The organism is Enterobacter sp. S-33 (assembly GCF_028735835.1).
Lineage (GTDB): Bacteria > Pseudomonadota > Gammaproteobacteria > Enterobacterales > Enterobacteriaceae > Enterobacter > Enterobacter vonholyi.
Genome location: NZ_CP117838.1, coordinates 2,201,875 through 2,224,168, shown reverse-complemented (window position 1 = coordinate 2,224,168; position 22,294 = coordinate 2,201,875). Strand labels below are relative to the sequence as shown.

Sequence of the window (22,294 nt, the reverse complement as noted above, 5' to 3'; positions counted from 1 at the left end):
TTTTCATGCGCCCTTCCTCTCACTTTATTCCGGTCGCACTGGCTGGATTTGTCGCCGTTCTGGTCGGTTACGCCAGCTCGGCCGCCATCATCTGGCAGGCCGCCGCCGCGGCAGGCGCCAGCGCACAGCAGATTGCGGGCTGGATGACCGCGCTGGGAATTGGAATGGGCGTCAGCACGCTGGCGCTTTCCTGGTGGTACAAAGCGCCCGTACTGACCGCCTGGTCGACGCCCGGCGCGGCGCTGCTCGCCACCAGCCTGCACGGGATCACGCTGACAGAAACCATCGGCGTGTTCATCTTTGCTAACGCGCTTATTTTGCTCTGCGGCATTACCGGGCTTTTCGCCCGTCTGATGAAGCTGATCCCCCATTCGCTTGCTGCCGCCATGCTGGCAGGGGTATTGCTGCAGTTTGGCCTCCACGCGTTTGCGCACCTGGAGGGGCACTTTCTGCTGTGCGGCAGCATGATTGCGGCGTGGCTAATAGCAAAAGCGCTGGCGCCGCGCTATGCCATCGTGGTCACGCTGCTGGTCGGCGGTATCGTGGCATGGGCGGGCGGTGACGTTGTCACTGATAAGCTCACGCTCTCGCTTGTGATGCCTGAGTTTATTGCGCCCACGTTCACCTTCACCAGCCTGGTGAGTATTGGCTTGCCCTTCTTCCTCGTGACTATGGCTTCGCAAAACGCGCCGGGGTTCGCCACGATGAAAGCCTCCGGTTACCCGCTGGCGGTCTCACCGCTCATCATCGTCACGGGAGGGCTGGCGCTGCTGTTTTCTCCGTTTGGCGTCTTTTCCATCTGCATTGCGGCTATAACCGCCGCCATTTGTCAAAGCCCGGATGCACACCCGGATGCGGATAAACGCTGGCTGGCGGCCATCGCAGCGGGAGGATTTTACCTGCTGGCGGGAATTTTCGGGGGCTCCATTACCGGGCTGATGGCCGCGCTGCCGCTCAGCTGGATCCAGACGCTGGCCGGTCTGGCGCTGCTGGGCACCATCAGCGGGAGTTTATATCAGGCGTTGAATCATGAAGCGGAGCGCGACGCGGCTATCGTCACGTTTCTGATGACCGCAAGCGGCGTGACAATCCTGGGCATCGGTTCGGCATTCTGGGGACTGGTGCTGGGCGGGATGTGCTACGCCCTGTTTTCACGCCCTCGCCGCACGTAGCTGCGAAGGCGTCATGCCCGTCGCGCTGCGAAAGCGGTTGCTGAAGTGGCTGGCGGAGTTGAACCCGCAGGCAAGCGCGATGTCCGTCAGCGGCGTCGTCGTATGCTGGACGAGGGCCTTAGCTTTATCCATTCGCCTCTGCATCACGTACTGATGCGGCGCCAGCCCCGTCGACTGGCGGAACATGCGGGCAAAGTGGTATTCGCTGAGCGCGGCCTGCGCCGCCAGCTCGGCCAGCGTCAGGGGCTGGCCCAGGTTCTCTTCAATAAAGGCCAGCACGTTGCGCAGCACGAATGGCGATAACCCTCCGGTGACGACCGGCAGCTTCCACTGCACGTTAGAGTAGTTTTGCAGCAGATGGGTCAGCAGCAGCGTGGAGGCCGTGCTCAGGGTGAGCTGGTTGGCGTGCTGCTGCCAGTCACAGCCGAGCAAAAACTGCCGATACAGCGCGGTGATCTTCGGATCGCTGCCAAAAATGCGCTCGTCCAGCGTCAGCGAAAGCGGGCGCTTGTCCCAGATTTTTTCCCCCACGTCGCGCAGGTGTTCATCGGTGCAGTAGAGATGCACAAACGAAAGGTCATCGCGGATATCCCACGTTGATTCGCTCTCTTTGGGCATCAGACAGAAACGGTCCGGCCCCCCGCCGTTCTTCCATCCGCCCGGCGTTTTTTGATAGCTTTCGTAGCCGTCCGCCACGTACAGGCTGAGGGTATGATGGTTACTTTTTACCGTTATCGTATCGTGCTTGTTGTACCACGCTGCCAGCTGAATACCCGAATTCAGCGAGACGGTTTCCCGCAGGACTGCATTCTGTTGGCAAAGCGTTTCAAAGGTATCGTAAGCGTGAGACATAACCGTTAGCGCATAATTGATGGGAATATCAGTCTAAGAAGAGTTGCCCCCCGTTGCCAGTCCCGCCGGAAGAAAAAAGCGCAAGATTTTGCAAGTCACCCGCAACCCGGTGAAAGCCCGTCGCGAGTTTCAGCGCCATACTGCGGGCTTCCGCGGTTTGAGAAGAGACAACTATGAACGCATTATTATATGGACTCGTGGTCATTATCTGGGGAACCACCTGGATTGCGATTTTCCTGCAGCAGGGCCCCGTCGAGGCGCCGGTGTCGATTTTCTGGCGCTTCGCCGTCGCCAGCCTCACGATGATGGCGGTGTTAATCGCCCTGCGCCGCCTGCGCAAGCTGGCGCTGCGGGATCACCTTTTTTGCCTGCTTCAGGGATGCTGCGTTTTCTGCTTTAACTTCTGGTGTTTTTACACCGCAGCCTCGCACATTAATACCGGGCTGGAGTCGGTGATCTTCTCAATGGCCGTGCTCTATAACGCCATCAACAGCTTTATTTTTTTCGGGCAGCGCCCGCCAGCGCGCTTCTGGACGGCGGCGGCGCTGGGCCTGTTCGGGATCGTCACCCTCTTCTGGGACGATCTGCTGGCCAGCGGCTGGAGCGCATCGCTCCTGACCGGGATTGGCCTCTCCGCGCTCGGTACCTACGGCTTCTCGCTGGGCAATATGATCAGCATGCGCCATCAGCGCAGAGGCCTGGAAACCATGACCACCAACGCCTGGGCGATGCTCTACGGCACGCTGGTGATGGGCTGCATTGCGCTGTTCAGAGGCGATAGCTTCGCGCCAGAGTGGACCATCAGCTACATTGGCGCGCTGCTCTATCTGGCTGTATTTGGTTCGGTGATTGCCTTTGGCGCCTACTTCACGCTGGTGGGACGCATTGGCCCGGGCAAAGCGGCCTACAGTACGCTGCTCTTCCCGCTGGTGGCGCTGTCCATCTCTACGGTGTATGAAGGCTACGTCTGGCATATCAACGGTATCGTGGGGTTATTGCTGATTCTGGGGGGAAATATGGTGATGTTTACCAAACCAGAAACCTGGTTCAGACGCATACGAATGGCGTAAATAAAAAGGCCTGCATTACGCAGGCCGTTTTATTTTATTTCGCGGTCTTTTTCACATCAAACATGGTGGCGTCCGTCGCCATGTCATCAACAACCTGCTTCAGGGTTGCAAAGGTCATCGGCGTACTTTCGTTGTTCAGATCTTTACCTTCGCCTTTGCGCACCACCTTCATGACCGGTTTGTTGGTAGCCGCATCGATCAGTTCGCCTTCAAAGAAGAGATGCGTATCCATGGTGCGATGCCCGGTTGCCATCTGCGTACCTGCTACCACCAGCGCGACCGGCACCACTTCATAGAACTGCAGACCTTCTTTCTGCGAACTCACCCCGGTAATCGCGCCGCGGAAAATCAGGCTATGTTTACCCGGCGTGGTCACAATCGGCTTACGCGTGCCAATCGCCGTTTTCATTTTGGTATTGGTGTAGTTCAACAGCTCATCAAGCGTTTTTTGCCCAATTTGCGTGGTTGGTTTTGGCGTTGGATAATACGTAATCGGTGTCCAGAGAATACTGTCGTAATTAGCTTCGTTATAGGAAGGATCAACCCAACGCAGCGTTGGTTTACCCGTCGCAGACGTTGTCTGCTGCAATCCTGAATAGTCTTTTAAAAAGCCAGAATATTGTTCGGGAGCTGCGACTTTCGAAGAACAGCCCGCTAACGCCAACAGACCAGTAAGCACTGCAACTTTAAAAAAAGTTTGAGTACGCATGATAGTTTTCCATGTTATCTGCAAGTATGCATTTGAAGTTATAGCAAAAGACCGGCGGGTTTGTTGTGACAAAAAATGATGCGGAGAGCACAAATTGCGAAAAGACTGCCCGGAGGCGTGCCGGGCAGTGAAAAATTACTGATTTATATCCAGTTGCCAGAACAGATGTTTGCCAAACGGGTCAATTTCATAGCCCGTCACCTCCTTGCGCACCGGTTCGAAAATGGTTGAATGCGCAATCATTACCGCGGGCATCTGGTCATGCATCATCTGCTGCGCCTCTTTATATAGCGCCACGCGCTTATCGCGATCGGTCGTTGATTTTGCTTCCGCAATAATTTTATCAAAGGGCTTATAGCACCATTTCGCCGAATTTGACCCACCGTTTGCCGAGGTGCAGGTAAATAGCGGGCCGAAGAAGTTGTCCGGATCGCCCGTTGCCGTCGTCCAGCCCATCAGCGCGGCCTGATGCTCTCCGCCCTTCACGCGTTTCAAATACTCGCCCCATTCGTAGGTAACGATTTTGGTCTGCACGCCTATTTTCGCCCAGTCCGCCTGAATCATCTCCGCCATGCGTTTCGCATTCGGGTTATAGGGACGCTGCACCGGCATCGCCCATAAATCGATGCTAACGCCGCTGGCAAAACCGGCCTCTTTCAGCAGCGCTTTGGCTTTTTCAGGGTCGTAGTCGTAATCCTTAAGCTCGCTGTCTGCGCTCCATACGCCCGGCGGCAGCAGGTTCTTCGCAGCGGTGCCGGTACCGTGGAACACCGCATCAATAATGGCTGGTTTATTGATGGCCATCGCCAGCGCCTGACGGACCTTCACGTTATCCAGCGGCGGCTTTTGGGTATTGAAAGCCAGAAAACCGGTATTCAGCCCGGCTTTGCTCATCAGGTTGATGTCTTTGTTCGCCTTCATGCGCGGCAGATCCGCCGGGTTCGGGAACGGCATCACCTGACATTCGTTCTTCTCAATTTTGGCAAACCGCACGGAGGCATCCGGTGTGATGCTAAACACCAGCCGATCCAGCTTCGATTTCCCCTGCCAGTAGTCGGCAAACGCCGTAAACAGGATCCGCGAATCCTTCTGATACTGCGCCAGCTTAAACGGCCCGGTGCCTATAGGCTCCATATCCACCTTCTCCGGCGTGCCCGCTTTGAGCATCGCGTCGGCATATTCCGCGGACAGGATCGAGGCAAAATACCAGGCCAGATCGGCGACAAACGGCGCTTCCGGGTGCGCCAGGGTAAAGCGCACGGTGTGCTCATCGACTTTATCAATGGCGGTTATCAGGCTGCCGAACTCCAGACTTTCGAAGTTGGAGTAGCTGCCATTAGAGACGTTGTGGTAGGGATGATTCACGTCTTTTTGTCGCATAAACGAGAAGATCACGTCGTCGGCGTTAAAGTCGCGGGTTGGCGTGAAGGATTTATTGCTCTGGAACTTAACGCCCTTACGCAGAAAGAAGGTGTAGACCTTGCCGTCGTCGCTCACCTCCCAGCGCTCCGCAAGGCTTGGCACCAGCTCCGTGGTGCCGGGTTTGAAATCGACCAGACGGTTATAGACCGGCACGGCGCTGGCGTCCACGCTGGTTCCCGAGGTGTATAGCTGAGGGTTAAAGTTCTCCGGCGATCCTTCAGAGCAATACACCAGCGTTTTCGCAGCAACGGTGGAACTGACCGTGAGTGCAGCGAACGCCAGCGCTATAGTTGTGAGTTTGCTTGTCATCATTTATTCCTGTCTTTTTAATTCGACGGCTAATTAATTCTTTTGCCATTTCATAAATAACATTAAAGTGATGTGGCAAACACCTGAAAAATAAATAAGGAATAAATCACTATGGGCTCGCCGCTTTCCAGACAATTAACGCATCGTTTTTTCCGCTATCTCGCTATCACCAGCCAGAGCGATCCCAAAGTCAAAACCCTTCCCTCAACGCCGGGACAGCATGACATGGCGCGCGAGCTGGCGCAGGAACTGGCACAGCTGGGGTTAGAAGACATTATGATTGATGAATTCGCCACGGTGACGGCGGTAAAAAAAGGCAATGTGCCCGGTGCGCCGCGCATCGGCTTTATTACCCATATTGATACCGTTGACGTGGGACTTTCACCGGATATTCATCCACAAATATTAATGTTTACCGGTGAAGATCTCTGTCTGAATAAAGAGAAAGACATCTGGCTGCGGGTTAACGAGCACCCTGAAATTCTGGCTTATCCGAATGAGGAGATTATTTTCAGCGACGGAACCAGCGTATTGGGCGCGGATAATAAATCGGCGGTCACGGTGGTCATGACGGTGCTGGAAAACCTCACGGCGGAGCATCGGCATGGGGATATCGTCGTGGCGTTTGTGCCTGACGAAGAGATCGGCCTGAACGGTGCCAAGGCGCTTGATCTTAAGCGCTTCGATGTCGACTTTGCCTGGACCATCGACTGCTGCGAGCTGGGTGAAATTGTTTACGAGAATTTTAATGCGGCCGCCGCGGAGATCCGCTTTACCGGCGTGACGGCGCACCCGATGTCCGCCAAAGGCGTGCTGGTGAATCCCCTGCTGATGGCGACTGATTACATCAGCCATTTTGACCGCCAGCAAACGCCGGAGTGCACCGAGGGACGTGAAGGCTATATCTGGTTTAACGGCATTCAGGCCGGACAGAACGAGGCCTTTCTTAAGGCCAATATCCGCGACTTTGACAAGGACAGCTTTGCCGCGCGCAAGCAGCAGATTGCCGACGTGGCCGCACTGATTGCCGCCCAATATCCGACGGCCAGAGTGGACTATCGCATTGAAGATACTTACAGCAATATCAGCAATGCGATTGGTGAAGACCGGCGCGCTATCGATCTGATGTTCGAGGCGATGGAATCGCTCGGCATCACGCCGAAACCGACGCCGATGCGCGGCGGCACCGACGGCGCGGCGCTCTCGGCAAAAGGGCTACTCACGCCGAACTTCTTCACCGGGGCGCATAACTTCCACTCGAAGTTTGAATTCCTGCCGCTGTCGTCGTTCGAAGCGTCTTACAATACGGCCCTGCAGATCTGCCTGCTGGCCGCCCGTTAAGCGGGCTTGCGCGCCAGCATCGTGGCAAAGCGCAGCCTGATGCGGTTACCGTTTTCATCGGTGCGGTGCAGTTCGCCAACGTCTTCGTTGTATTTGAGCAACTCCCAGCCTTCATAGTAGTTGCTCAGCTCACCGCTCCTGAACGCAAACGGGAAGCCGACGGTGCACGGGTAATCCACCGTGTCCATCGCGGCAACAATCAGGTTGTAGCCGCCAGGCCTGGTGCAGCGCTGCATATTAGCGATAAGGCCCGGGATGGTTTTTGCCTCCAGGAACATCAGCACCACGGTGGAGAGAATAAAATCGTACTCGCCGTCAAAACTCAGGTTGTTGAGATCTTTAATCGCCGCGTGGAGGTTATCGATCCCTTCTTCCGCCTTAATGCGCTCGATATTATCGATGCTCATCGGGTTCTTGTCCCACGCGGTGACATCGTGGCCGTTAGCTGCAAGATAGAGGCTGTTACGGCCGTTGCCGCAGCCCAGATCCAGCGTTTTACCGGGCTTCACAATCTCCGCGCTGTACAGCACTTCTGAATGGGTACGGGTTAAGCCATATTTCTCTGTGAAGTAATTCTCATCGACAGTCATTGTTTTCCTGCGTTCTCATAAAGTGAAAGTGCATCCTGGATGCTATTTTAAGGCGTTTACCGTCTGGTTGCCAGCCGCTCGAAAATCGAAAAATTTGCTACGTTTAGTTAAGACGCTTATCAGAGAAATAAAGATGAACAAATATCGCCTCAGCGACGAGACCCGACTCTGGCAATGGAAAAATGGCGAAACCACCCACGCCACCACGCTGCGGCAGATTATCGCCACGGCGGACTTTAACGACGTGACAGTCGGCACGAGAGGCGGCTGGATTGACGATGAGCGCGCCCTCGCGCAGGACGGCGACTGCTGGATCTACGATGAAAACAGCGTGGTGTTCGCGGGGGCAGTCGTCTCCGGCAACGCGCGTCTTACCCTGCCGTGCATCATTAGCTATGACGCGCACATCGGCGACAGCTGCTGGCTGGACGGCGCGGAGGTCAGCCACGGGGCGCGAATAAGTGACAACGTCACCATTCAGCAATCCTGCGTGCGGGGCGAGTGTCATATCTACGGCGAAGCGCGCGTGCTGCATCACAGCGTGGTCATTGCTGCCAAAGGGCTGACGCCGGACCATGAGCAGATCCTACAAATCTACGACAAGGCGACGGTGAGCCAGTCGAGGATTGTGCACCAGGCGCAAATCTACGGCGAGGCGATGGTTAATTTTGCTTTTGTTGAACACCGGGCCGAAGTCTTCGACAACGCGATCCTGGAGGGAAACGAACTGAACAACGTCTGGGTGTGCGACTGCGCTAAAGTCTATGGTAACGCCCGCGTGATAGCCGGCTTTGACGACGATGCCATCCCGACGGTGCGCTACAGCTCGCAGATTGCGGAGAATGCCGTGGTCGAAGGCAACTGCGTCATCAAGCATCACGTCCTGATTGGCGGGCAGGCCTGGCTGCGCGGCGGGCCGATCATGCTGGATGATAAAGTGGTGATTCAGGGGCGCGCGCGCATCAGCGGGGATGTGCTGATCGAACATCGGGTTGAAATCACCGACGATGCGGTTATTGAAGCATTTGCCGGCGAGAGCATTCACCTGCGCGGCGAAAAAGTGATTAACGGCGACCAGCGCATCACCCGCACGCCGCTGCTGGGTGCGTTATAGGGTATAAATTCTGCCGTAGATATTCACGTCGTCAAAGCGGCCGTTCAGGTATTCCGCTTCCCGCAGGCACCCTTCCAGCGAAAAACCGTTGCGCACGGCAACGTTGTTGCTGTGCTGATTCGCCACCCGACACTTGATCACAAAACGACGGATCTCACCGCGCTCTGCGTAGTAGCGCATAAACGCCTGCAGCGACCGGGAGAGAATACCTTGCCCCTGGTGGGCTTCATCCAGCCAGTAGCCGATGTACCCGGCCTTGTTGGTCGGTTCAATGGTGTTGAACGACAGGACGCCAACCAGCGCATCATCCTTGAAGATCAAAAACATTTTGGCGTAGCCGCGCTGGTGCAGCATCTGGTTACTCTGCACGTTGCGGCGGGTATCCTCTTCGCTACCTACGTGCTGCGCCCAGTCAAAGGCGGTTTGCAGAAAGATTCTGTTTTTGACGACGAGGTTGTGCAGATCGGCGGTATAGCGCTCTTCGACGGCGCGAAGCTCGAGAGCGTCAGATACCGGGATAATTTCGGATTTTACTGCGGTCATTGCCCCTCACCCTAACCCTCTCCCGGAGGGAGAGGGAATCGATCGTTAACGCATTACCCTGTCGTCAACGTAGTTACGTTTATCCGGCGCCGGTGGGAAATACTGGTACAGCCAGGTTTCACTGATGGCGTCGCCCTGGCAGCGCAGGAACAGACGCATATCCACCGGCTCCGTCGAATCCGACGTCGGGTACCAGTCAAAGAGAATGCGATAGCCGTCAAACGGCTCAACGTAGAGGATCTCCACCTGCTTCGCTTCACCGCTTGAGAGCGTAATCACCGGCTCGATGCCTTTTGGCGCAGCGGCCTTCAGATCGCCGCCGACAAAATCTATCGCAAAGCGACGGGCCCATACTTTCGGGTAGTTTTCGCCCGGCGCCCAGCCTTCCGGGAAGCCGCCCATGCCGGTGCGGGTGGCGTAGACTTTGGCCAGCGGGGAGCGCACAGGCGGCATCGCGCTCCAGTAGAGGCGATACTTGAAGTCCAGCTCGTCGCCCGCTTTGACGGCTTTTTCCGGCTGCCAGAAGCAAACCACGTTATCCAGCGTTTCACCGGTGGTCGGGATCTCCATCAGGCCAACCGCGCCTTTACCCCAGTCGTTACGCGGTTCCACCCACAGGCTTGGACGCTTGTTGTACCACCCCATCACGTCCTGATAGTGCGAGAAATCGCGATCGAGCTGCAGCAGACCGAACCCTTTCGGGTTTTTGTCCATATAGGCATTGAACTGCAGCTTCTGCGGGTTGTTCAGCGGACGACAGATCCACTCCCCGTTGCCGCGCCACATCGCCAGGCGGTCGGAGTCATGAATTTGCGGGTGAATGGTGTCACACATGCGGCGTTCATTATTACCGCAGCTGAACATGCTGGTCATCGGCGCAATGCCGAGCTGCTTGATGTCCTTACGCGCGTAGAGGTGGTTTTCCACCTCCATGATCACCTGGCTCTTCTCGCAGTGGATCACGAATTTATAGGCACCCGTGATGCTCGGGCTGTCGAGCAGCGTATAAACGGTAAAGGTCGTGTCGCCTGGCTTGACGGTTTCAAACCAGAAGGAGGTAAAGTCCGGGAACTCTTCCGGCGTGTCGGTAAAGGTGTCTACCGCCAGACCGCGGGCGGAAAGGCCGTACTGGTAGGTGTCATCCACCGCGCGGAAGTAGCTCGCGCCCAGGAAGGAGACGATATCGCGACGCGCCAGCTCCGGCGCCTTAAAGGCGCGGAAGCCCGCAAAGCCGAGATCGCTTTGCCCTTCCAGCTGTTTGGTATCCACGCCCGTTTCACCGTAGCTGAACAGCTCAGGACGGAAGTGGATCTCGCGCGCCATAGAGGTCGACTGGTCCAGCGAGAACATCCGCACGCGACGGCGGAACCCCATTCCCATATGGAAGAACTGCACGTCCAGCTGACGCCCTTCAATGTTGTTCCACAGAGACTGCTTTTCATCGTAGCGGATGGCGTTGTACGCCTGCGGCGTCATGGTCGCCAGCGTCTCCGGCAGCGGGCGCGGCGCGCCACCCCACGGGGTTTTTGCCAGGTCATGCGCCATGGATTGCAGTACGGAGAAGTCAAAACGACGGCTCTGGCCGTCAGCAATGTCAGAGTCGGCGGCGTATGCCGCTTTGGAAAACAGGGAGGCAAGGCCGGATGTGCCGCTCAGGGCTGCCACTGCCAGCGAGCCTTTTAGAAAACGTCTGCGATTCATGCCTGGAAAAACGTCCTTATGGTCGTGTGAATGTGTTCCGCGCTCGGCGAAATGACGGCAAGAAAGAACGCACAGCCTAAACAAAAATGGTTAAGAATCCAATTGTTGGCCGGTGATTATATGAACAAAGTGAGAAATATTTTCTGTCGACCAGAACGGCCCGAAAGTGGTGTAAAGAAAGCCTGGAAAATGTGTAGAAAAATGCCCCGGCGCGACATCGTTCGCCGGGGCTAATGAGGTGGTTATTTTACGCTGACATCGATACCCGGGAAGTACTTATCAGCGAGTTTAGCGATCGTGCCGTCGGCACGTACTTTATCAATTGCGGCGTCAAGCTGCTTTTTGGTGGCCTCGTCACCTTTACGCAACCCAAAGCCGATCCCACTGCCGAGGATAGTGTCGTCAGACACCGGCTTGCCGATGAAGCCAAACCCTTTCCCCTGCGGCTTGCTGAGGAAACCTGCCTGCCCGGCCGCGGACATGACCAGCGAGGCGTCGATACGACCATTCAGCAGATCGCCCCAGGCCATATTCTGATCTTTATAAGACACCACGGTGACACCCTGCTTTTCCCAGTGCTCTTTGGCATAGGTTTCCTGAATGGAGCCCTGCAGCACGCCGATGGTTTTCCCCTTCAGCCCTTCAGGCGTCGCCTCGACCGCCGTACCGGCCTTGCCCACCAGCTGCGACGGAATACGGTAGATCGGCTGGGTAAAATCAATGCTCTTGCGGCGCTGCTCGGTGATATTCATCGCCGAGTTGATGGCGTCGAATTTCTTCGCCACCAGCCCCGGGATCAGCGCATCAAACGAGGTTTCCACCCAGCTGCACTTCAGCGCTGCCGCTTTGCAGATGGCGTTCCCCAGCTCAACGTCAAACCCTTCCAGTTCACCTGCCGCATTGCGGCTTTCAAACGGCGGATATTCGGCTTCCAGACCGTAACGCAGCTCGGACGCTGCGAAGGAGGAAAAGGTACACAGCAATCCCATGCCGACAACTAGCGCGCGTAATTTCATTTCAAAACTCCTTAGCGTGGTTTAACCCGACACAGGGCCTGGGCACCTGCCCGTAACGTCGCCTCATCTTTCGCAAAAGAGAGACGAATCAATTTATTATCCGTACCGTCCGCATAAAACGCCGACAGCGGAATAGTGGCAACACCGTACTCGACGATCAGCCGCTTCACCAGATCGCTGTCGCGCTCGTCGCTGAACTGGCTGTAGTCCGCCAGCATGAAGAACGATCCGGCGCTGGGCAGCAGCGTGAACGGCGAATCGGCCAGCAGACTCTGCAGCAGATCGCGCTTGCGCTGGTAAAACGCCGACAGCGACAGCCAGGTTTGCGGGTCGACCATATGTTCAGCAAACGCGTGCTGCATTGGCGTATCGGCAGAAAACATTAAAAATTGATGGACTTTACAAATCTCGTCCATCAGCACCGCCGGTGCAACACAGTAACCCACGCGCCAGCCGGTGACATGATAGGTTTTTCCGAAAGAAGAAATAATCACGCTACGCTCCGCCAGCTGCGGGTGCGTAGCCATCCCGTGGTGCGGCTCACCGTCAAACACCACATGTTCGTACACTTCGTCAGACAAAATAATGATGTCAGTATTGCGGGTCAGCGCCGCCAGCTGCTGCAGATCGTCGGCGGAGAAGACCTGACCGCTCGGGTTGTGCGGCGTATTGATGATAATCATGCGCGTGCGCGGGGAGATGGCAGCCCGGACCTCATCCCAGTTGACGGCAAAATCCGGCACGGTCAGCTTGATGGCAATTGGGGTTGCCCCCTGCAGACGGACAATCGGCGCGTAGCTGTCAAAAGAGGGCTCAAAGTAAATCACCTCATCACCCGGGTGCACCAGCCCGCTAATCGCCGAATAGAGACCTTCGCTGGCGCTGGCGGTCACCAGGACCTCGCCGGCCGGGTCATAGCGCGTGCCGTAAAGCGTGGCAATTTTATCGGCAATGCGCTCTTTAAGCGGCTGCAGGCCGGTCATCGCCGCATACTGGTTATGCCCCGACTCCATTGCGCGGGTGACGCCCGCAATCAGCTTCGGGTCGCAGGAAAAATTCGGTGCGCCCTGAGAAAGGTTAATTGCGTTATGCTGCGCCGAGAGCTGGCCGATAACGGTAAAAATGGTGGTCCCCACATCGGGCAGTTTGGAGCGCGTCTGCACTGGCGTTCGTAAAGTCATCCTCTTTCCCTTCTCATGGACATTGCATAACTATTCAAACAACATCTTTGTTGTCGGGACAATCGAATTGTTGTCATAATAGCCATGAGAAAAATGCATAGCTGAGGGTTTTCCATGTCGCGCCGTTCGCTCCCGCTCAATGCCATCGACGCATTTTTAGTCACCGCGCGTCACCTGAATCTGACCCATGCTGCCGCAGAACTTTGCCTGACGCAGGGGGCCGTGAGCCGCAAGATCGCGTCCCTCGAAGCGTGGTTTGGCTTTCCGCTTTTTGAACGCCACGCGCGCGGCCTGCGCCTCTCTTCGCAGGGCAGCGCCCTGCTTCCGGAGCTGCAGTCTGCTTTTGAACAATTGCTGACCGTGGCCGACCAGGCCCGCAGCCAGCAGACCGTGATCCGGCTCAAGGCACCCACCTGCGCCATGCGCTGGCTGGTGCCGCGCCTGCTGGAGGTTGAGCGTGAGCAGCCGGATCTGCAGATCGCCCTGACCACCACTACCGATCACAACGTCAATTTCAAAACCGAATCTTACGACGCGGCCATCGTGTTCGGGACGCACATGAGCGCAGGCGACCTGCTGTTCGAAGAGGCGCTAACCCCGGTGATAAGCCCGGTGCGGGCGGGCGCAACGCTGGGATCGCTGACGTTCCTGCACCCGACAAGAGATAAGACAGACTGGTCGCTGTGGCTGACGAAACAGGAAGGGCCGGGCTTTGCCATGCACAAAAATCAACACTTCGACACGATGGATCTCGCGATTACGGCCGCCATTCAGGGGCTGGGCGTGGCCATTGCCGACGAAACGCTGGTAGCCGAAGATGTCCGCGCGGGAAGACTGATGCGACCTTATGAAACCAGCATAAAAACCGGCGCGAGCTACCGGCTGGTGCTGCGCGAAACGCCAGGCGAGGAAAATGGACTGGCGGCGTTTCGCGCCTGTTTGCTTAATCGAGGCTGACGTGGTGCTTCATCACCCGTTTGAAGAGGCTCATGCGGGCGCGCATAAAGCGGTTTTCAAGCCGGAAACCTGCATGTTTATTCACACCAATGCGTAACAAAACGTCCCGCCCTTTTCGGCATGCGGGCCAGTGCGTCGGCCCTGGCAGGATCTCGCGAGGACCAGCGTCACGCGCAAAGCTCACCCAGTAATCGGCCACGTGGGCAGCAAACTGCAGATCCCGTTCGTTGACGTACTGACGTGAAGGCTCCACCTGACCTAACGTATCAAAGACATAGGGAACCTCGTTGCCGTGCCAAGCACCGTTGATATAGGTGGCATGTTCCGCCTCCGCGACATAGTCAAACCAGTAGCGCCAGCACAATCCGCCGACGCGCTGCTGAGCCTGCATCACGACGTAGCCCATCGTGGTGAACGCCATGTCGCGGCACACCTGCCTGCCCAGCTCTTCATCGCCTTTAACGCCCGGATAGAGCAACTTAATCAGCCCCAGTCCGAAGCGCCGCTCCCGGCGGAGCTTCTGGATTTGCCCGGCGAGATCGATGCCAAACACCGCCATCACGCTGGCCTCATCGCTGTTCGACCCAATCATCACCGGTACGGGATGCTGGCGGGCAGCGAAAAAGACGTCCAGCATCGCTTCGGGCAGAACGCAGTCCCCGACGATGGGCGCCGGTGCGATGTTCAGCGGCGCGGTTAACGGCCAGAACGCCTCGGGAGGAATGGCGCGCAGCTGCTCAGCAGTCGCCTTCTCCAGGCCAAAATGGGCGGCCAGCGCCTCCCCTTTTTGCAGCGCCTGCTCGCGCGGCGTGTCCGGCAAGGTGTACCCGCTTTGCACAATAGCCTTATGGAACAATCCTGCCGCCAGCGGCGAGGCCATCAGAGAGAGCACGCTACGCGCACCGGCGGATTCGCCAAACAGGGTCACGTTAGCGGGATCGCCACCAAACGCAGCAATATTCTCCCGCACCCATTCGAGCGCGGCGATCTGATCCAGCAGGGCAAAATTATGCACCACGCGATCTTCCTCGCCTTCCAGCGCGGGATGGGCGAAAAAGCCGAGATGGCCGAGACGGTAGTTGATCGTCACGACAACAACGCCGCGCGAAGCCAGCGCTTTGCCGTTATAGGGCGGTAAGCCCCCCGCGCCAATGGTAAAGCCACCACCGTGCAGCCACACCATAACCGGAAGCGGCGCGGCGCGGTCTGTGGGTGACCACACGTTCAGATAGAGACAGTCTTCTGAGAACTGGCCGGGATCGCCCCCGCCCAGCTCCTGACAATATTCGCTGCTTTGCCAGCTTGAGGCCGAAAAGGCGGTGGCCTCGCGAACGCCATCCCACGGTTCAGGCGGCCGCGGGGAGCGCCAGCGCCACTCGCCCACGGGCGGTGCGGCGTAGGGAATGCCGCACCAGACGTGGACATTTTCATCGGTTAAACCAGAGAGTGCGCCCTGGCGCGTTTCAACCACAGGGGCGGAAGGATTTTGCATAACGACCTTATTTTTTCCATCACACCCCAGCAGAGTAACGATTTCAGAGCAAACCGCAACGCTGTTTGCTGCGGGTTTCAGCCTCCTGATAGAGCGCAAACTCGTCATACACCGGGCAGCCGAGCGCGTCTTCAAACGCATCGCGGCTGGCGTTACCATGGCTGCGGGCCTGGGTTTCATTCCCGAGATTGGACTGGAAAATCCCCGCGGCGCTAACCGGGAGGAAATCTTCGTAGGTGATCGGCTGGGCAACCACCCATCCGCGCTCGATCAGCGGCTGCGGATCGTCTCCCGGCCGGAACGCATGGCGATGCGCTTCACCCGCAGGCGTCAGGCGATAGCGGAAATACGCCAGCTCCTGACGGCGCATCAACAGTTCGCTGTCCGGGAAGGCGCTAAAGATCTCGCGCAGATGCAGCTGATGGGTCAGGTTATCTTTGCCGGTGCCTGCCTGGGCAAGCAGGCTATCGTACAGTTCCCGGCCTTTCGGGGTCAGCGCCACGCCGCGCTGTTCAATCTCACCGAAGCGCGCGGTGTGGGTGCCCTTATGTTCCCCGGCAAACAGCACCGGCTCTTCCAGCGCCTTGAAGCTGGTTTGACGCAGCAGGACGGGCACCTCGCGACGCGGCGGGCCTTCTATCAGAATTTTCGGCTCGATACCGTACTTCGGCATCAGCTCCTGCACCCGATCAATATCCAGCGTGCGCGGCGTGAGGTGGTTAATGTGGCAGCCGGGGAAGCAGACCACGTCGGCAATCAGGCGATGCTCGTTGTGCAGCGCAAGATAGGTTTCCTGATCGACCGTCGCGTGACGGTGCCAGCGGAAGGTTTCCAGCGCTTCCTGCACAAACTCGTGCGCCTGCTCGTCAGTAAACTGCCCTTCCGATTCATACAGATCGAGAAGCGCCAGACAGCGCGGGGTGAAAATATTCCGGTGAGAGAGGATTTCCGCCGCACGTTCGCGCAGCGCGACGTTTTCAATCAGCTCAAGGCGCAGCAGCGACGTAAAGATGCGGAACGGATTACGGCACAGCGCCGCATCATCGATCGGGCGAAACGCCGTTGAGTGAACCGGCACCCCCGCCTGGGAGAGATCGTAATAGCTGACCGGGTACATGCCCATAATGGCAAACATACGGCGCAGGGTTGAAAGTTCTTGCGCACTGCCAACGCGAATTGCTCCGTGACGCTCCACGTTCAGGCGCGCAAGCTCATCAGCGTTTGCCAGTTGTTCATGTAATAGTGGATTATTTTCCAGCACCGCCAGGTTTACGTCCGCTACCAGTTCAAGCAAGGTGCCGTACTGCGGAACTTCCTGCTGGTACATCGCCGACATAGCCTGCGAAAAGTGTTCCCGAATGTCATCAGCCGTGATGGTGTTCGCCATGATGTCATGCCTCCAGTGAATATTACCTGGAGTGTAGAGAAACCCGTTCCTTCCGGGGGGAAAGATTTCTGATTTGTGATCTTAAGACGACAGTGGTCAAACCGTGTGCGGCTGGCCTCTGAACAAGCCTCAACGAAACCGCCCTTTCGTGCCCGACGCTTTTTATCCAGGATTTTCCTTATAATTATTTAGGGTTTCGCTTTCTAGCTATAAAGGAGTATTTTTTATTTTCCTCTGACTGCAAATTAACCAATTTTAACGCGTCATTATTTTTATCCTCACCTTTCAAATTTTTAGCTCAAAGTTAGGAATAATCTGAACGGTTGTTTACAAGTCCTTCCTGTCTATCCATATTTCCAAAGCAAGCGAAGCGCAAATTTACAAATATTTAAAAACAACGCAGCCGTAAATAGCAAAACGCATTTGACGGTTCTCACACAGCGACTAGAGTTATTACTCGAACGACGAGTGATACGGAATATTTTCGTATCGTACTGACATAACCAATATATGACTATGAGGTTTAATATGGCAGAGCATCGTGGTGGTTCCGGTAATTTCGCTGAAGACCGTGAAAAAGCATCAGAAGCTGGACGTAAAGGTGGCCAGCACAGCGGTGGTAATTTTAAAAACGATCCGCAACGCGCATCTGAAGCGGGTAAGAAAGGGGGACAGAACAGTCACGGCGGAGGCCGTAAGTCTGATAACTCCTGATCTTATTTAGTACTCTTTTAATAAAACCAGAGAGCATGCTGCGGGCTGAAAAGCTCGCAGTACCCTTTCTTTATTTTACCGGAGCGTAATTATTATGAATATGAAAAGTGTTGAGGATGTATTTATTCATCTTCTCTCGGATACCTACAGTGCGGAAAAGCAGCTGACTCGCGCGCTTAGCAAGCTTGCCCGCGCCGCGTCCAGCGAGAAGCTGAGCGCAGCCTTTACCGCGCACCTTGAGGAAACTCAGGGTCAGATCGAACGTATCGACCAGATTGTCGAACAGGAAGAAGGAATTAAGATTAAACGCATGAAATGCGTGGCGATGGAAGGCTTAATTGAAGAAGCCAATGAAGTGATCGAAAGCACCGAAAAAAATGAAGTGCGTGATGCTGCCTTAATTGCCGCTGCGCAAAAAGTCGAGCATTACGAAATAGCCAGCTACGGTACCCTTGCCACATTAGCAGAACAACTGGGCTATAAAAAAGCCGTTAAGCTTCTTGCCGAAACGCTGGAAGAAGAAAAAGAGACCGACCTGAAACTCACCGACCTGGCCGTAGGCAATATTAACCAAAAAGCGCAGAAATGACGCTATAACACAGGTTAAATAAAATGAGCATCAGTCCCAGGACAATTAAACGGTGCCATTTAGCGGCAGCAATAATATGGTTTATTCTCGCTATTCCTTCCGTAATATGGTGGAAGAACAGCGTGCTATGGGTCATTATCATCAGTATTTATGCCAATATTGTCGGCCATTTATCTGGCTACAGTGCCGCACGTGCCGATCAGGCTGCTGAAAGTGAGAACAAATAAGCGAACCCCTAATGAGGATACAATGATGAATCACGTAGAACACTACCATGACTGGCTACGCGATGCCCATGCAATGGAAAAGCAAGCCGAATCAATGCTGGAATCCATGGCCAGCCGTATCGATAATTATCCTGATGTTCGCGCCAGAATTGAGCAACATATTAATGAGACAAAACGGCAAATCACATTGCTGGAGGAAATCCTCGACCGTAATGATATTTCTCGTTCGGTCTTAAAAGACTCGATGAGCAAAATGGCGGCGCTGGGACAATCCATCGGCGGCATGTTCCCTTCCGACGAAATCGTGAAGGGCTCGATCAGCGGCTATGTTTTCGAACAGTTTGAAATCGCCTGCTATACCTCCCTGCTCGCGGCGGCGAAAAAAGCGGGCGATACCGCTTCAATACCCGCTATTGAGACGATCCTCGCCGAAGAGCGCGAAATGGCCGACTGGCTGATTCGTCATATCCCGCAAACGACGGAACAGTTCCTGCTGCGTTCAGACGCGTCGGGTGTCGAAGCGAAAAAATAATCCACAGGAGAGTGAGCATGTTTCGACACGTCAAACAGCTGCAATACACGGTTCGCGTCGCCGAACCGAATCCCGGCCTTGCCAACCTTTTACTGGAACAATTTGGCGGGCCGCAGGGTGAACTGGCTGCCGCCTGCAGGTACTTTACGCAAGGGTTGAGCGATGACGATCCGGGCCGTAAGGATATGCTGATGGATATCGCAACCGAGGAGTTAAGCCACCTCGAAATTATCGGCACCCTGGTCGGCATGCTGAATAAAGGTGCCAAGGGGGCGCTGGCGGAAGGGGTGGAAAATGAGGCCGAGCTGTATCGCTCCATGACCGAAAACGGGAATGACAGCCACATTACCTCCCTGCTTTACGGCGGCGGCACTCCGCTCACCAACTCAGCAGGCGTGCCCTGGACGGCGGCCTACGTCGACACCATTGGCGAGCCGACGGCGGATCTGCGTTCGAACGTGGCGGCCGAAGCCAGAGCCAAAATCATCTATGAACGGCTGATCAACGTGACCGACGATCCCGGCGTTAAGGACGCGCTGGCGTTTCTGATGACGCGTGAGGCGGCGCATCAGCTCTCCTTTGAGAAGGCGCTGCAGTCCATCCGTAATAATTTCCCGCCGGGAAAACTGCCGCCAATCGAGGAATTCACCAACAAGTACTACAATATGTCTGAAGGTGGAGAGGTTCGCGGAAGCTGGAACAGCGATAAACATTTCGATTACGTTGAGTCCCCCCAGCCTGCGGTTGACGGCGGCGATGGCAGTGCCAGCGTGACGCTCACAACCGAGCAGGCAACTCTGGTTAAGGCGATGTCTGCCCGCACGAAGTCCGATCCACATTCCGACCCGCTGACCGGTGCCGAGCTGGGTGCCGGTAAGACTAAACCGTAATCGGTTTGCCGGGCAGTCCTGAACTGCCCGGCAAGTCGCGTGCCCCATCGTCTCAGAGGTACGGACCATGTTCGAACTCGATGCATTTCATCTGGCCAGAATTCAGTTCGCTTTTACCGTCTCGTTCCATATCCTTTTTCCCGCGATCACCATCGGCCTCGCCAGCTATCTGGTGGTGCTGGAAGGCATGTGGCTGCGCACCAAAAACGACGTCTGGCGATCGCTATACCACTTCTGGCTAAAGATATTTGCCGTTAACTTCGGCATGGGCGTCGTTTCCGGGCTGGTTATGGCGTATCAGTTTGGCACCAACTGGAGCGGGTTCTCCCAGTTCGCGGGCAGCATTACCGGCCCGCTTCTGACCTATGAGGTGTTAACCGCCTTCTTCCTGGAGGCCGGATTCCTCGGCGTTATGATGTTCGGCTGGAACAAGGTCGGCCCGGGGCTGCACTTCTTTTCGACCTGCATGGTGGCGCTCGGCACGCTAATGTCGACCTTCTGGATCCTCGCCTCCAACAGCTGGATGCATACGCCGCAGGGTTTCACTATCGAAAATGGGCAGGTTATCCCGCAGGACTGGCTGGCCATCGTTTTTAACCCCTCCTTCCCTTACCGTCTTATTCATATGGCTATCGCCGCGTTCCTGAGCAGCGCGCTGTTTGTCGGCGCGTCGGGCGCCTGGCACCTGCTGCGCGGGAACGATACGCCAGCCGTTCGCACCATGTTTTCGATGGCGATGTGGATGGCGCTGCTGGTCGCGCCCATTCAGGCGGTGGTGGGCGATATGCACGGCCTGAACACGCTTGAGCATCAGCCGGCAAAAATTGCCGCCATTGAGGGTCACTGGGAAAATCCGCCCGGTGAGGCCACCCCGCTGCTGCTGTTTGGCCTGCCGGATATGGAGGAAGAGCGCACCAAATACGGCCTGGAGATCCCCGCGCTTGGCAGCCTGATTCTGACGCACAGCCTGGATAAACAGGTCCCCGCGCTGAAAGACTTCCCGAAAGAGGATCGCCCAAACTCTACCATCGTTTTCTGGTCGTTCCGCGTGATGGTCGGGATGGGGCTGCTGATGATTACCCTCGGTCTGGTCAGCCTCTGGCTGCGCTATCGCCATCGACTTTACCACTCGCGTCCGTTCCACTGGTTTGCCCTCTGCATGGGGCCTGCCGGGCTGCTGGCGCTGCTCGCCGGCTGGGTGACCACCGAAGTGGGCCGTCAGCCGTGGGTTGTCTATGGCTACCTGCGCACCATCGACGCGGTATCGCTGCACAGCACCCTGCAGATGAGCATCAGCCTGCTGGCGTTCTTCGTTGTCTACTCATCCGTATTTGGCGTGGGCTATGTTTATCTTGTCCGGCTGATTAAGAAAGGTCCTCAGCCCGTCGATACGCTGACGTCAAACACCTCGGGCACGCCTGCCCGTCCGCTGTCTGCCGCTGAGTCTGTTCCGGAAGAGGAGAGAATCTGATGGGCGTCGATATCTCGGTGATTTGGTTTGCCATCATCGTGTTTGCCACGCTGATGTATATCATTATGGACGGCTTCGACCTGGGGATTGGCCTGCTGTTTAACTTCGTGGGCGATGCGAAAGAGCGCGATGTGATGGTCAACAGCGTCGCGCCCGTCTGGGACGGCAACGAGACATGGCTGGTGCTCGGCGGTGCGGGGCTTTTCGGCGCGTTTCCGCTGGCCTATGCGGTCATTATTGATGCGCTGACGATCCCGCTCACCGCAATGCTGATCGGCCTCATCTTTCGCGGCGTCGCCTTTGAGTTCCGCTTCAAAGCCACCCCTTCACACCGCAAATTCTGGGACTACTCCTTTGCCGGCGGCTCCCTGCTCGCTACCTTCAGCCAGGGCGTGGTGGTGGGCGCCGTGATCAACGGCTTTGACGTGGAGGGCCGACGCTTTGTCGGCTCGGCGCTGGACTGGTTCACGCCCTTCAACCTGTTCTGCGGAATCGGGCTGGTCGTCGCCTACACGCTGCTGGGCACCACCTGGCTCATTATGAAAAGCGAAGGCGCGCTGCAACAGCGCATGCGCGAGCTGACCCGCCACGTGCTGCTGGCCCTGATGGTGGTTATCGCGGTAGTCAGCGTCTGGACCCCGCTCGGCTGGCAGTACGTCGCCGACCGCTGGTTTACCCTGCCCAACTTCTTCTGGTTCCTGCCGGTTCCGCTGCTGGTCGGGATCTTCAGCGTGCTGATCTGGCGCCTGACCCGCAATCCGGACAGCCACGCGCGCCCTTTCCTGCTGACGCTGGGGCTGATCTTCCTCGGGTTCAGCGGGCTGGGCATCAGCCTCTGGCCGAACATTATTCCGCCGCGCATCACTCTGTGGGAGGCCGCGGCCCCGCCTGCCAGCCAGCTGTTTATGCTGGTCGGGACGTTACTGATTATTCCGGTGATCCTGGTGTACACCGCCTGGAGCTATTACGTGTTCCGGGGCAAGGTTTCGGATACTGAAGGCTATCACTGAGGAAC

22 protein-coding genes are annotated in these 22,294 nt (G+C 56.5%); 12 read left to right on the top strand and 10 right to left on the bottom strand.

Annotated elements, in window-relative coordinates:
- The first annotated feature begins 5 nt into the window (after positions 1-5).
- Positions 6-1,172, top strand: coding sequence for a benzoate/H(+) symporter BenE family transporter (locus PUP35_RS10485; protein WP_274243104.1), 1,167 nt, complete (start codon positions 6-8; stop codon positions 1,170-1,172).
- On the opposite strand, the gene PUP35_RS10480 is transcribed toward PUP35_RS10485, so the two are convergent.
- The gene (locus PUP35_RS10480) at positions 1,152-2,024 is read right to left on the bottom strand and encodes a helix-turn-helix transcriptional regulator (protein ID WP_271367854.1); all 873 of its coding nucleotides are present in this window, start codon (positions 2,022-2,024) and stop codon (positions 1,152-1,154) included. The two genes, PUP35_RS10485 and PUP35_RS10480, sit on opposite strands and share 21 nt — an antisense overlap.
- Positions 2,025-2,197: 173 nt before the next feature.
- Here PUP35_RS10480 and PUP35_RS10475 point away from each other — a divergent pair, with 173 nt between their 5' ends.
- Positions 2,198-3,094: a DMT family transporter gene (locus PUP35_RS10475; RefSeq protein ID WP_274243103.1), complete on the top strand. Its 897-nt coding sequence runs from the start codon at positions 2,198-2,200 to the stop codon at positions 3,092-3,094.
- A gap of 34 nt (positions 3,095-3,128) precedes the next feature.
- Here the strand turns inward: PUP35_RS10475 and PUP35_RS10470 are convergent, their stop codons facing one another.
- Together PUP35_RS10470 and PUP35_RS10465 are read right to left on the bottom strand one after the other, a co-directional pair.
- On the bottom strand, positions 3,129-3,803 hold the full coding sequence (locus PUP35_RS10470) for a DUF3313 domain-containing protein (RefSeq protein WP_111964626.1): 675 nt from the start codon (positions 3,801-3,803) through the stop codon (positions 3,129-3,131).
- 135 nt (positions 3,804-3,938) lie between these two features.
- The gene (locus PUP35_RS10465) at positions 3,939-5,534 is read right to left on the bottom strand and encodes an ABC transporter substrate-binding protein (protein WP_248174892.1); all 1,596 of its coding nucleotides are present in this window, start codon (positions 5,532-5,534) and stop codon (positions 3,939-3,941) included.
- A gap of 111 nt (positions 5,535-5,645) precedes the next feature.
- On the opposite strand from PUP35_RS10465, the gene pepT reads away from it, so the two are divergent.
- On the top strand, positions 5,646-6,875 hold the full coding sequence (gene pepT, locus PUP35_RS10460) for a peptidase T (RefSeq protein WP_274243102.1): 1,230 nt from the start codon (positions 5,646-5,648) through the stop codon (positions 6,873-6,875).
- Here pepT and tehB read toward each other — a convergent pair.
- Positions 6,872-7,465: a tellurite resistance methyltransferase TehB gene (gene tehB, locus PUP35_RS10455; RefSeq protein WP_127730828.1), complete on the bottom strand. Its 594-nt coding sequence runs from the start codon at positions 7,463-7,465 to the stop codon at positions 6,872-6,874. The genes pepT and tehB overlap by 4 nt on opposite strands.
- A gap of 133 nt (positions 7,466-7,598) precedes the next feature.
- Between tehB and ydcK the strand changes: the two genes are divergently transcribed.
- Entirely contained in the window at positions 7,599-8,579 is a 981-nt protein-coding gene (gene ydcK, locus PUP35_RS10450) for a YdcK family protein (protein ID WP_274243101.1), read from the top strand.
- On the opposite strand, the gene rimL is transcribed toward ydcK, so the two are convergent.
- From rimL to PUP35_RS10430, 4 genes are all read right to left on the bottom strand, one after another.
- Positions 8,574-9,122, bottom strand: coding sequence for a 50S ribosomal protein L7/L12-serine acetyltransferase (rimL, locus tag PUP35_RS10445; RefSeq protein WP_127730824.1), 549 nt, complete (start codon positions 9,120-9,122; stop codon positions 8,574-8,576). The two genes, ydcK and rimL, sit on opposite strands and share 6 nt — an antisense overlap.
- A 45-nt stretch (positions 9,123-9,167) precedes the next feature.
- Positions 9,168-10,823, bottom strand: a complete 1,656-nt coding sequence (locus PUP35_RS10440; protein ID WP_274243100.1) for a glucan biosynthesis protein D — start codon at positions 10,821-10,823, stop codon at positions 9,168-9,170.
- Positions 10,824-11,065: 242 nt separating this feature from the next.
- A complete protein-coding gene (locus PUP35_RS10435; protein ID WP_021242531.1) occupies positions 11,066-11,839 on the bottom strand; it encodes a transporter substrate-binding domain-containing protein in 774 nt (257 codons plus the stop codon).
- Between the two features lie 11 nt (positions 11,840-11,850).
- Positions 11,851-13,020, bottom strand: a complete 1,170-nt coding sequence (locus PUP35_RS10430) for a pyridoxal phosphate-dependent aminotransferase (RefSeq protein WP_274243099.1) — start codon at positions 13,018-13,020, stop codon at positions 11,851-11,853.
- Between the two features lie 114 nt (positions 13,021-13,134).
- Between PUP35_RS10430 and PUP35_RS10425 the strand changes: the two genes are divergently transcribed.
- Positions 13,135-13,977: a LysR family transcriptional regulator gene (locus PUP35_RS10425; protein ID WP_149366879.1), complete on the top strand. Its 843-nt coding sequence runs from the start codon at positions 13,135-13,137 to the stop codon at positions 13,975-13,977.
- On the opposite strand, the gene PUP35_RS10420 is transcribed toward PUP35_RS10425, so the two are convergent.
- Together PUP35_RS10420 and hglS are read right to left on the bottom strand one after the other, a co-directional pair.
- Entirely contained in the window at positions 13,964-15,469 is a 1,506-nt protein-coding gene (locus PUP35_RS10420) for a carboxylesterase/lipase family protein (RefSeq protein ID WP_274243098.1), read from the bottom strand. The two genes, PUP35_RS10425 and PUP35_RS10420, sit on opposite strands and share 14 nt — an antisense overlap.
- A gap of 43 nt (positions 15,470-15,512) precedes the next feature.
- Positions 15,513-16,856 (bottom strand): 2-oxoadipate dioxygenase/decarboxylase HglS, encoded by a 1,344-nt coding sequence (gene hglS, locus PUP35_RS10415; protein ID WP_274243097.1) that lies wholly within the window; start codon positions 16,854-16,856, stop codon positions 15,513-15,515.
- 528 nt (positions 16,857-17,384) lie between these two features.
- Here hglS and PUP35_RS10410 point away from each other — a divergent pair.
- From PUP35_RS10410 to cydB, 7 genes are all read left to right on the top strand, one after another.
- Complete coding sequence (locus PUP35_RS10410; RefSeq protein ID WP_004150795.1) at positions 17,385-17,570, top strand: general stress protein; 186 nt, start codon at positions 17,385-17,387, stop codon at positions 17,568-17,570.
- 94 nt (positions 17,571-17,664) lie between these two features.
- A complete protein-coding gene (locus PUP35_RS10405) occupies positions 17,665-18,159 on the top strand; it encodes a YciE/YciF ferroxidase family protein (RefSeq protein WP_111964638.1) in 495 nt (164 codons plus the stop codon).
- 23 nt (positions 18,160-18,182) lie between these two features.
- Positions 18,183-18,386, top strand: a complete 204-nt coding sequence (locus PUP35_RS10400) for a hypothetical protein (protein WP_111964639.1) — start codon at positions 18,183-18,185, stop codon at positions 18,384-18,386.
- Positions 18,387-18,411: 25 nt separating this feature from the next.
- Positions 18,412-18,918, top strand: a complete 507-nt coding sequence (locus tag PUP35_RS10395) for a ferritin-like domain-containing protein (protein ID WP_014883791.1) — start codon at positions 18,412-18,414, stop codon at positions 18,916-18,918.
- A gap of 17 nt (positions 18,919-18,935) precedes the next feature.
- Positions 18,936-19,808, top strand: coding sequence for a manganese catalase family protein (locus PUP35_RS10390; protein ID WP_008502274.1), 873 nt, complete (start codon positions 18,936-18,938; stop codon positions 19,806-19,808).
- Positions 19,809-19,875: 67 nt separating this feature from the next.
- On the top strand, positions 19,876-21,279 hold the full coding sequence (locus tag PUP35_RS10385) for a cytochrome ubiquinol oxidase subunit I (protein WP_274243096.1): 1,404 nt from the start codon (positions 19,876-19,878) through the stop codon (positions 21,277-21,279).
- A complete protein-coding gene (cydB, locus tag PUP35_RS10380; protein WP_115875026.1) occupies positions 21,279-22,289 on the top strand; it encodes a cytochrome d ubiquinol oxidase subunit II in 1,011 nt (336 codons plus the stop codon). The genes PUP35_RS10385 and cydB overlap by 1 nt, the downstream gene beginning before the upstream one ends.
- The last annotated feature ends 5 nt before the right edge of the window (positions 22,290-22,294 follow it).

Excerpts from the sequence above, each read along its gene's own strand:
- PUP35_RS10485 (WP_274243104.1), top strand. The coding sequence starts at position 6 with ATGCGCCCTTCCTCTCACTTTATTCCGGTCGCACTGGCTGGATTTGTC.
- PUP35_RS10480 (WP_271367854.1), bottom strand. The coding sequence starts at position 2,024 with ATGTCTCACGCTTACGATACCTTTGAAACGCTTTGCCAACAGAATGCA.
- PUP35_RS10475 (WP_274243103.1), top strand. The coding sequence starts at position 2,198 with ATGAACGCATTATTATATGGACTCGTGGTCATTATCTGGGGAACCACC.
- PUP35_RS10470 (WP_111964626.1), bottom strand. The coding sequence starts at position 3,803 with ATGCGTACTCAAACTTTTTTTAAAGTTGCAGTGCTTACTGGTCTGTTG.
- PUP35_RS10465 (WP_248174892.1), bottom strand. The coding sequence starts at position 5,534 with ATGACAAGCAAACTCACAACTATAGCGCTGGCGTTCGCTGCACTCACG.
- pepT (WP_274243102.1), top strand. The coding sequence starts at position 5,646 with ATGGGCTCGCCGCTTTCCAGACAATTAACGCATCGTTTTTTCCGCTAT.
- tehB (WP_127730828.1), bottom strand. The coding sequence starts at position 7,465 with ATGACTGTCGATGAGAATTACTTCACAGAGAAATATGGCTTAACCCGT.
- ydcK (WP_274243101.1), top strand. The coding sequence starts at position 7,599 with ATGAACAAATATCGCCTCAGCGACGAGACCCGACTCTGGCAATGGAAA.
- rimL (WP_127730824.1), bottom strand. The coding sequence starts at position 9,122 with ATGACCGCAGTAAAATCCGAAATTATCCCGGTATCTGACGCTCTCGAG.
- PUP35_RS10440 (WP_274243100.1), bottom strand. The coding sequence starts at position 10,823 with ATGAATCGCAGACGTTTTCTAAAAGGCTCGCTGGCAGTGGCAGCCCTG.
- PUP35_RS10435 (WP_021242531.1), bottom strand. The coding sequence starts at position 11,839 with ATGAAATTACGCGCGCTAGTTGTCGGCATGGGATTGCTGTGTACCTTT.
- PUP35_RS10430 (WP_274243099.1), bottom strand. The coding sequence starts at position 13,020 with ATGACTTTACGAACGCCAGTGCAGACGCGCTCCAAACTGCCCGATGTG.
- PUP35_RS10425 (WP_149366879.1), top strand. The coding sequence starts at position 13,135 with ATGTCGCGCCGTTCGCTCCCGCTCAATGCCATCGACGCATTTTTAGTC.
- PUP35_RS10420 (WP_274243098.1), bottom strand. The coding sequence starts at position 15,469 with ATGCAAAATCCTTCCGCCCCTGTGGTTGAAACGCGCCAGGGCGCACTC.
- hglS (WP_274243097.1), bottom strand. The coding sequence starts at position 16,856 with ATGGCGAACACCATCACGGCTGATGACATTCGGGAACACTTTTCGCAG.
- PUP35_RS10410 (WP_004150795.1), top strand. The coding sequence starts at position 17,385 with ATGGCAGAGCATCGTGGTGGTTCCGGTAATTTCGCTGAAGACCGTGAA.
- PUP35_RS10405 (WP_111964638.1), top strand. The coding sequence starts at position 17,665 with ATGAATATGAAAAGTGTTGAGGATGTATTTATTCATCTTCTCTCGGAT.
- PUP35_RS10400 (WP_111964639.1), top strand. The coding sequence starts at position 18,183 with ATGAGCATCAGTCCCAGGACAATTAAACGGTGCCATTTAGCGGCAGCA.
- PUP35_RS10395 (WP_014883791.1), top strand. The coding sequence starts at position 18,412 with ATGAATCACGTAGAACACTACCATGACTGGCTACGCGATGCCCATGCA.
- PUP35_RS10390 (WP_008502274.1), top strand. The coding sequence starts at position 18,936 with ATGTTTCGACACGTCAAACAGCTGCAATACACGGTTCGCGTCGCCGAA.
- PUP35_RS10385 (WP_274243096.1), top strand. The coding sequence starts at position 19,876 with ATGTTCGAACTCGATGCATTTCATCTGGCCAGAATTCAGTTCGCTTTT.
- cydB (WP_115875026.1), top strand. The coding sequence starts at position 21,279 with ATGGGCGTCGATATCTCGGTGATTTGGTTTGCCATCATCGTGTTTGCC.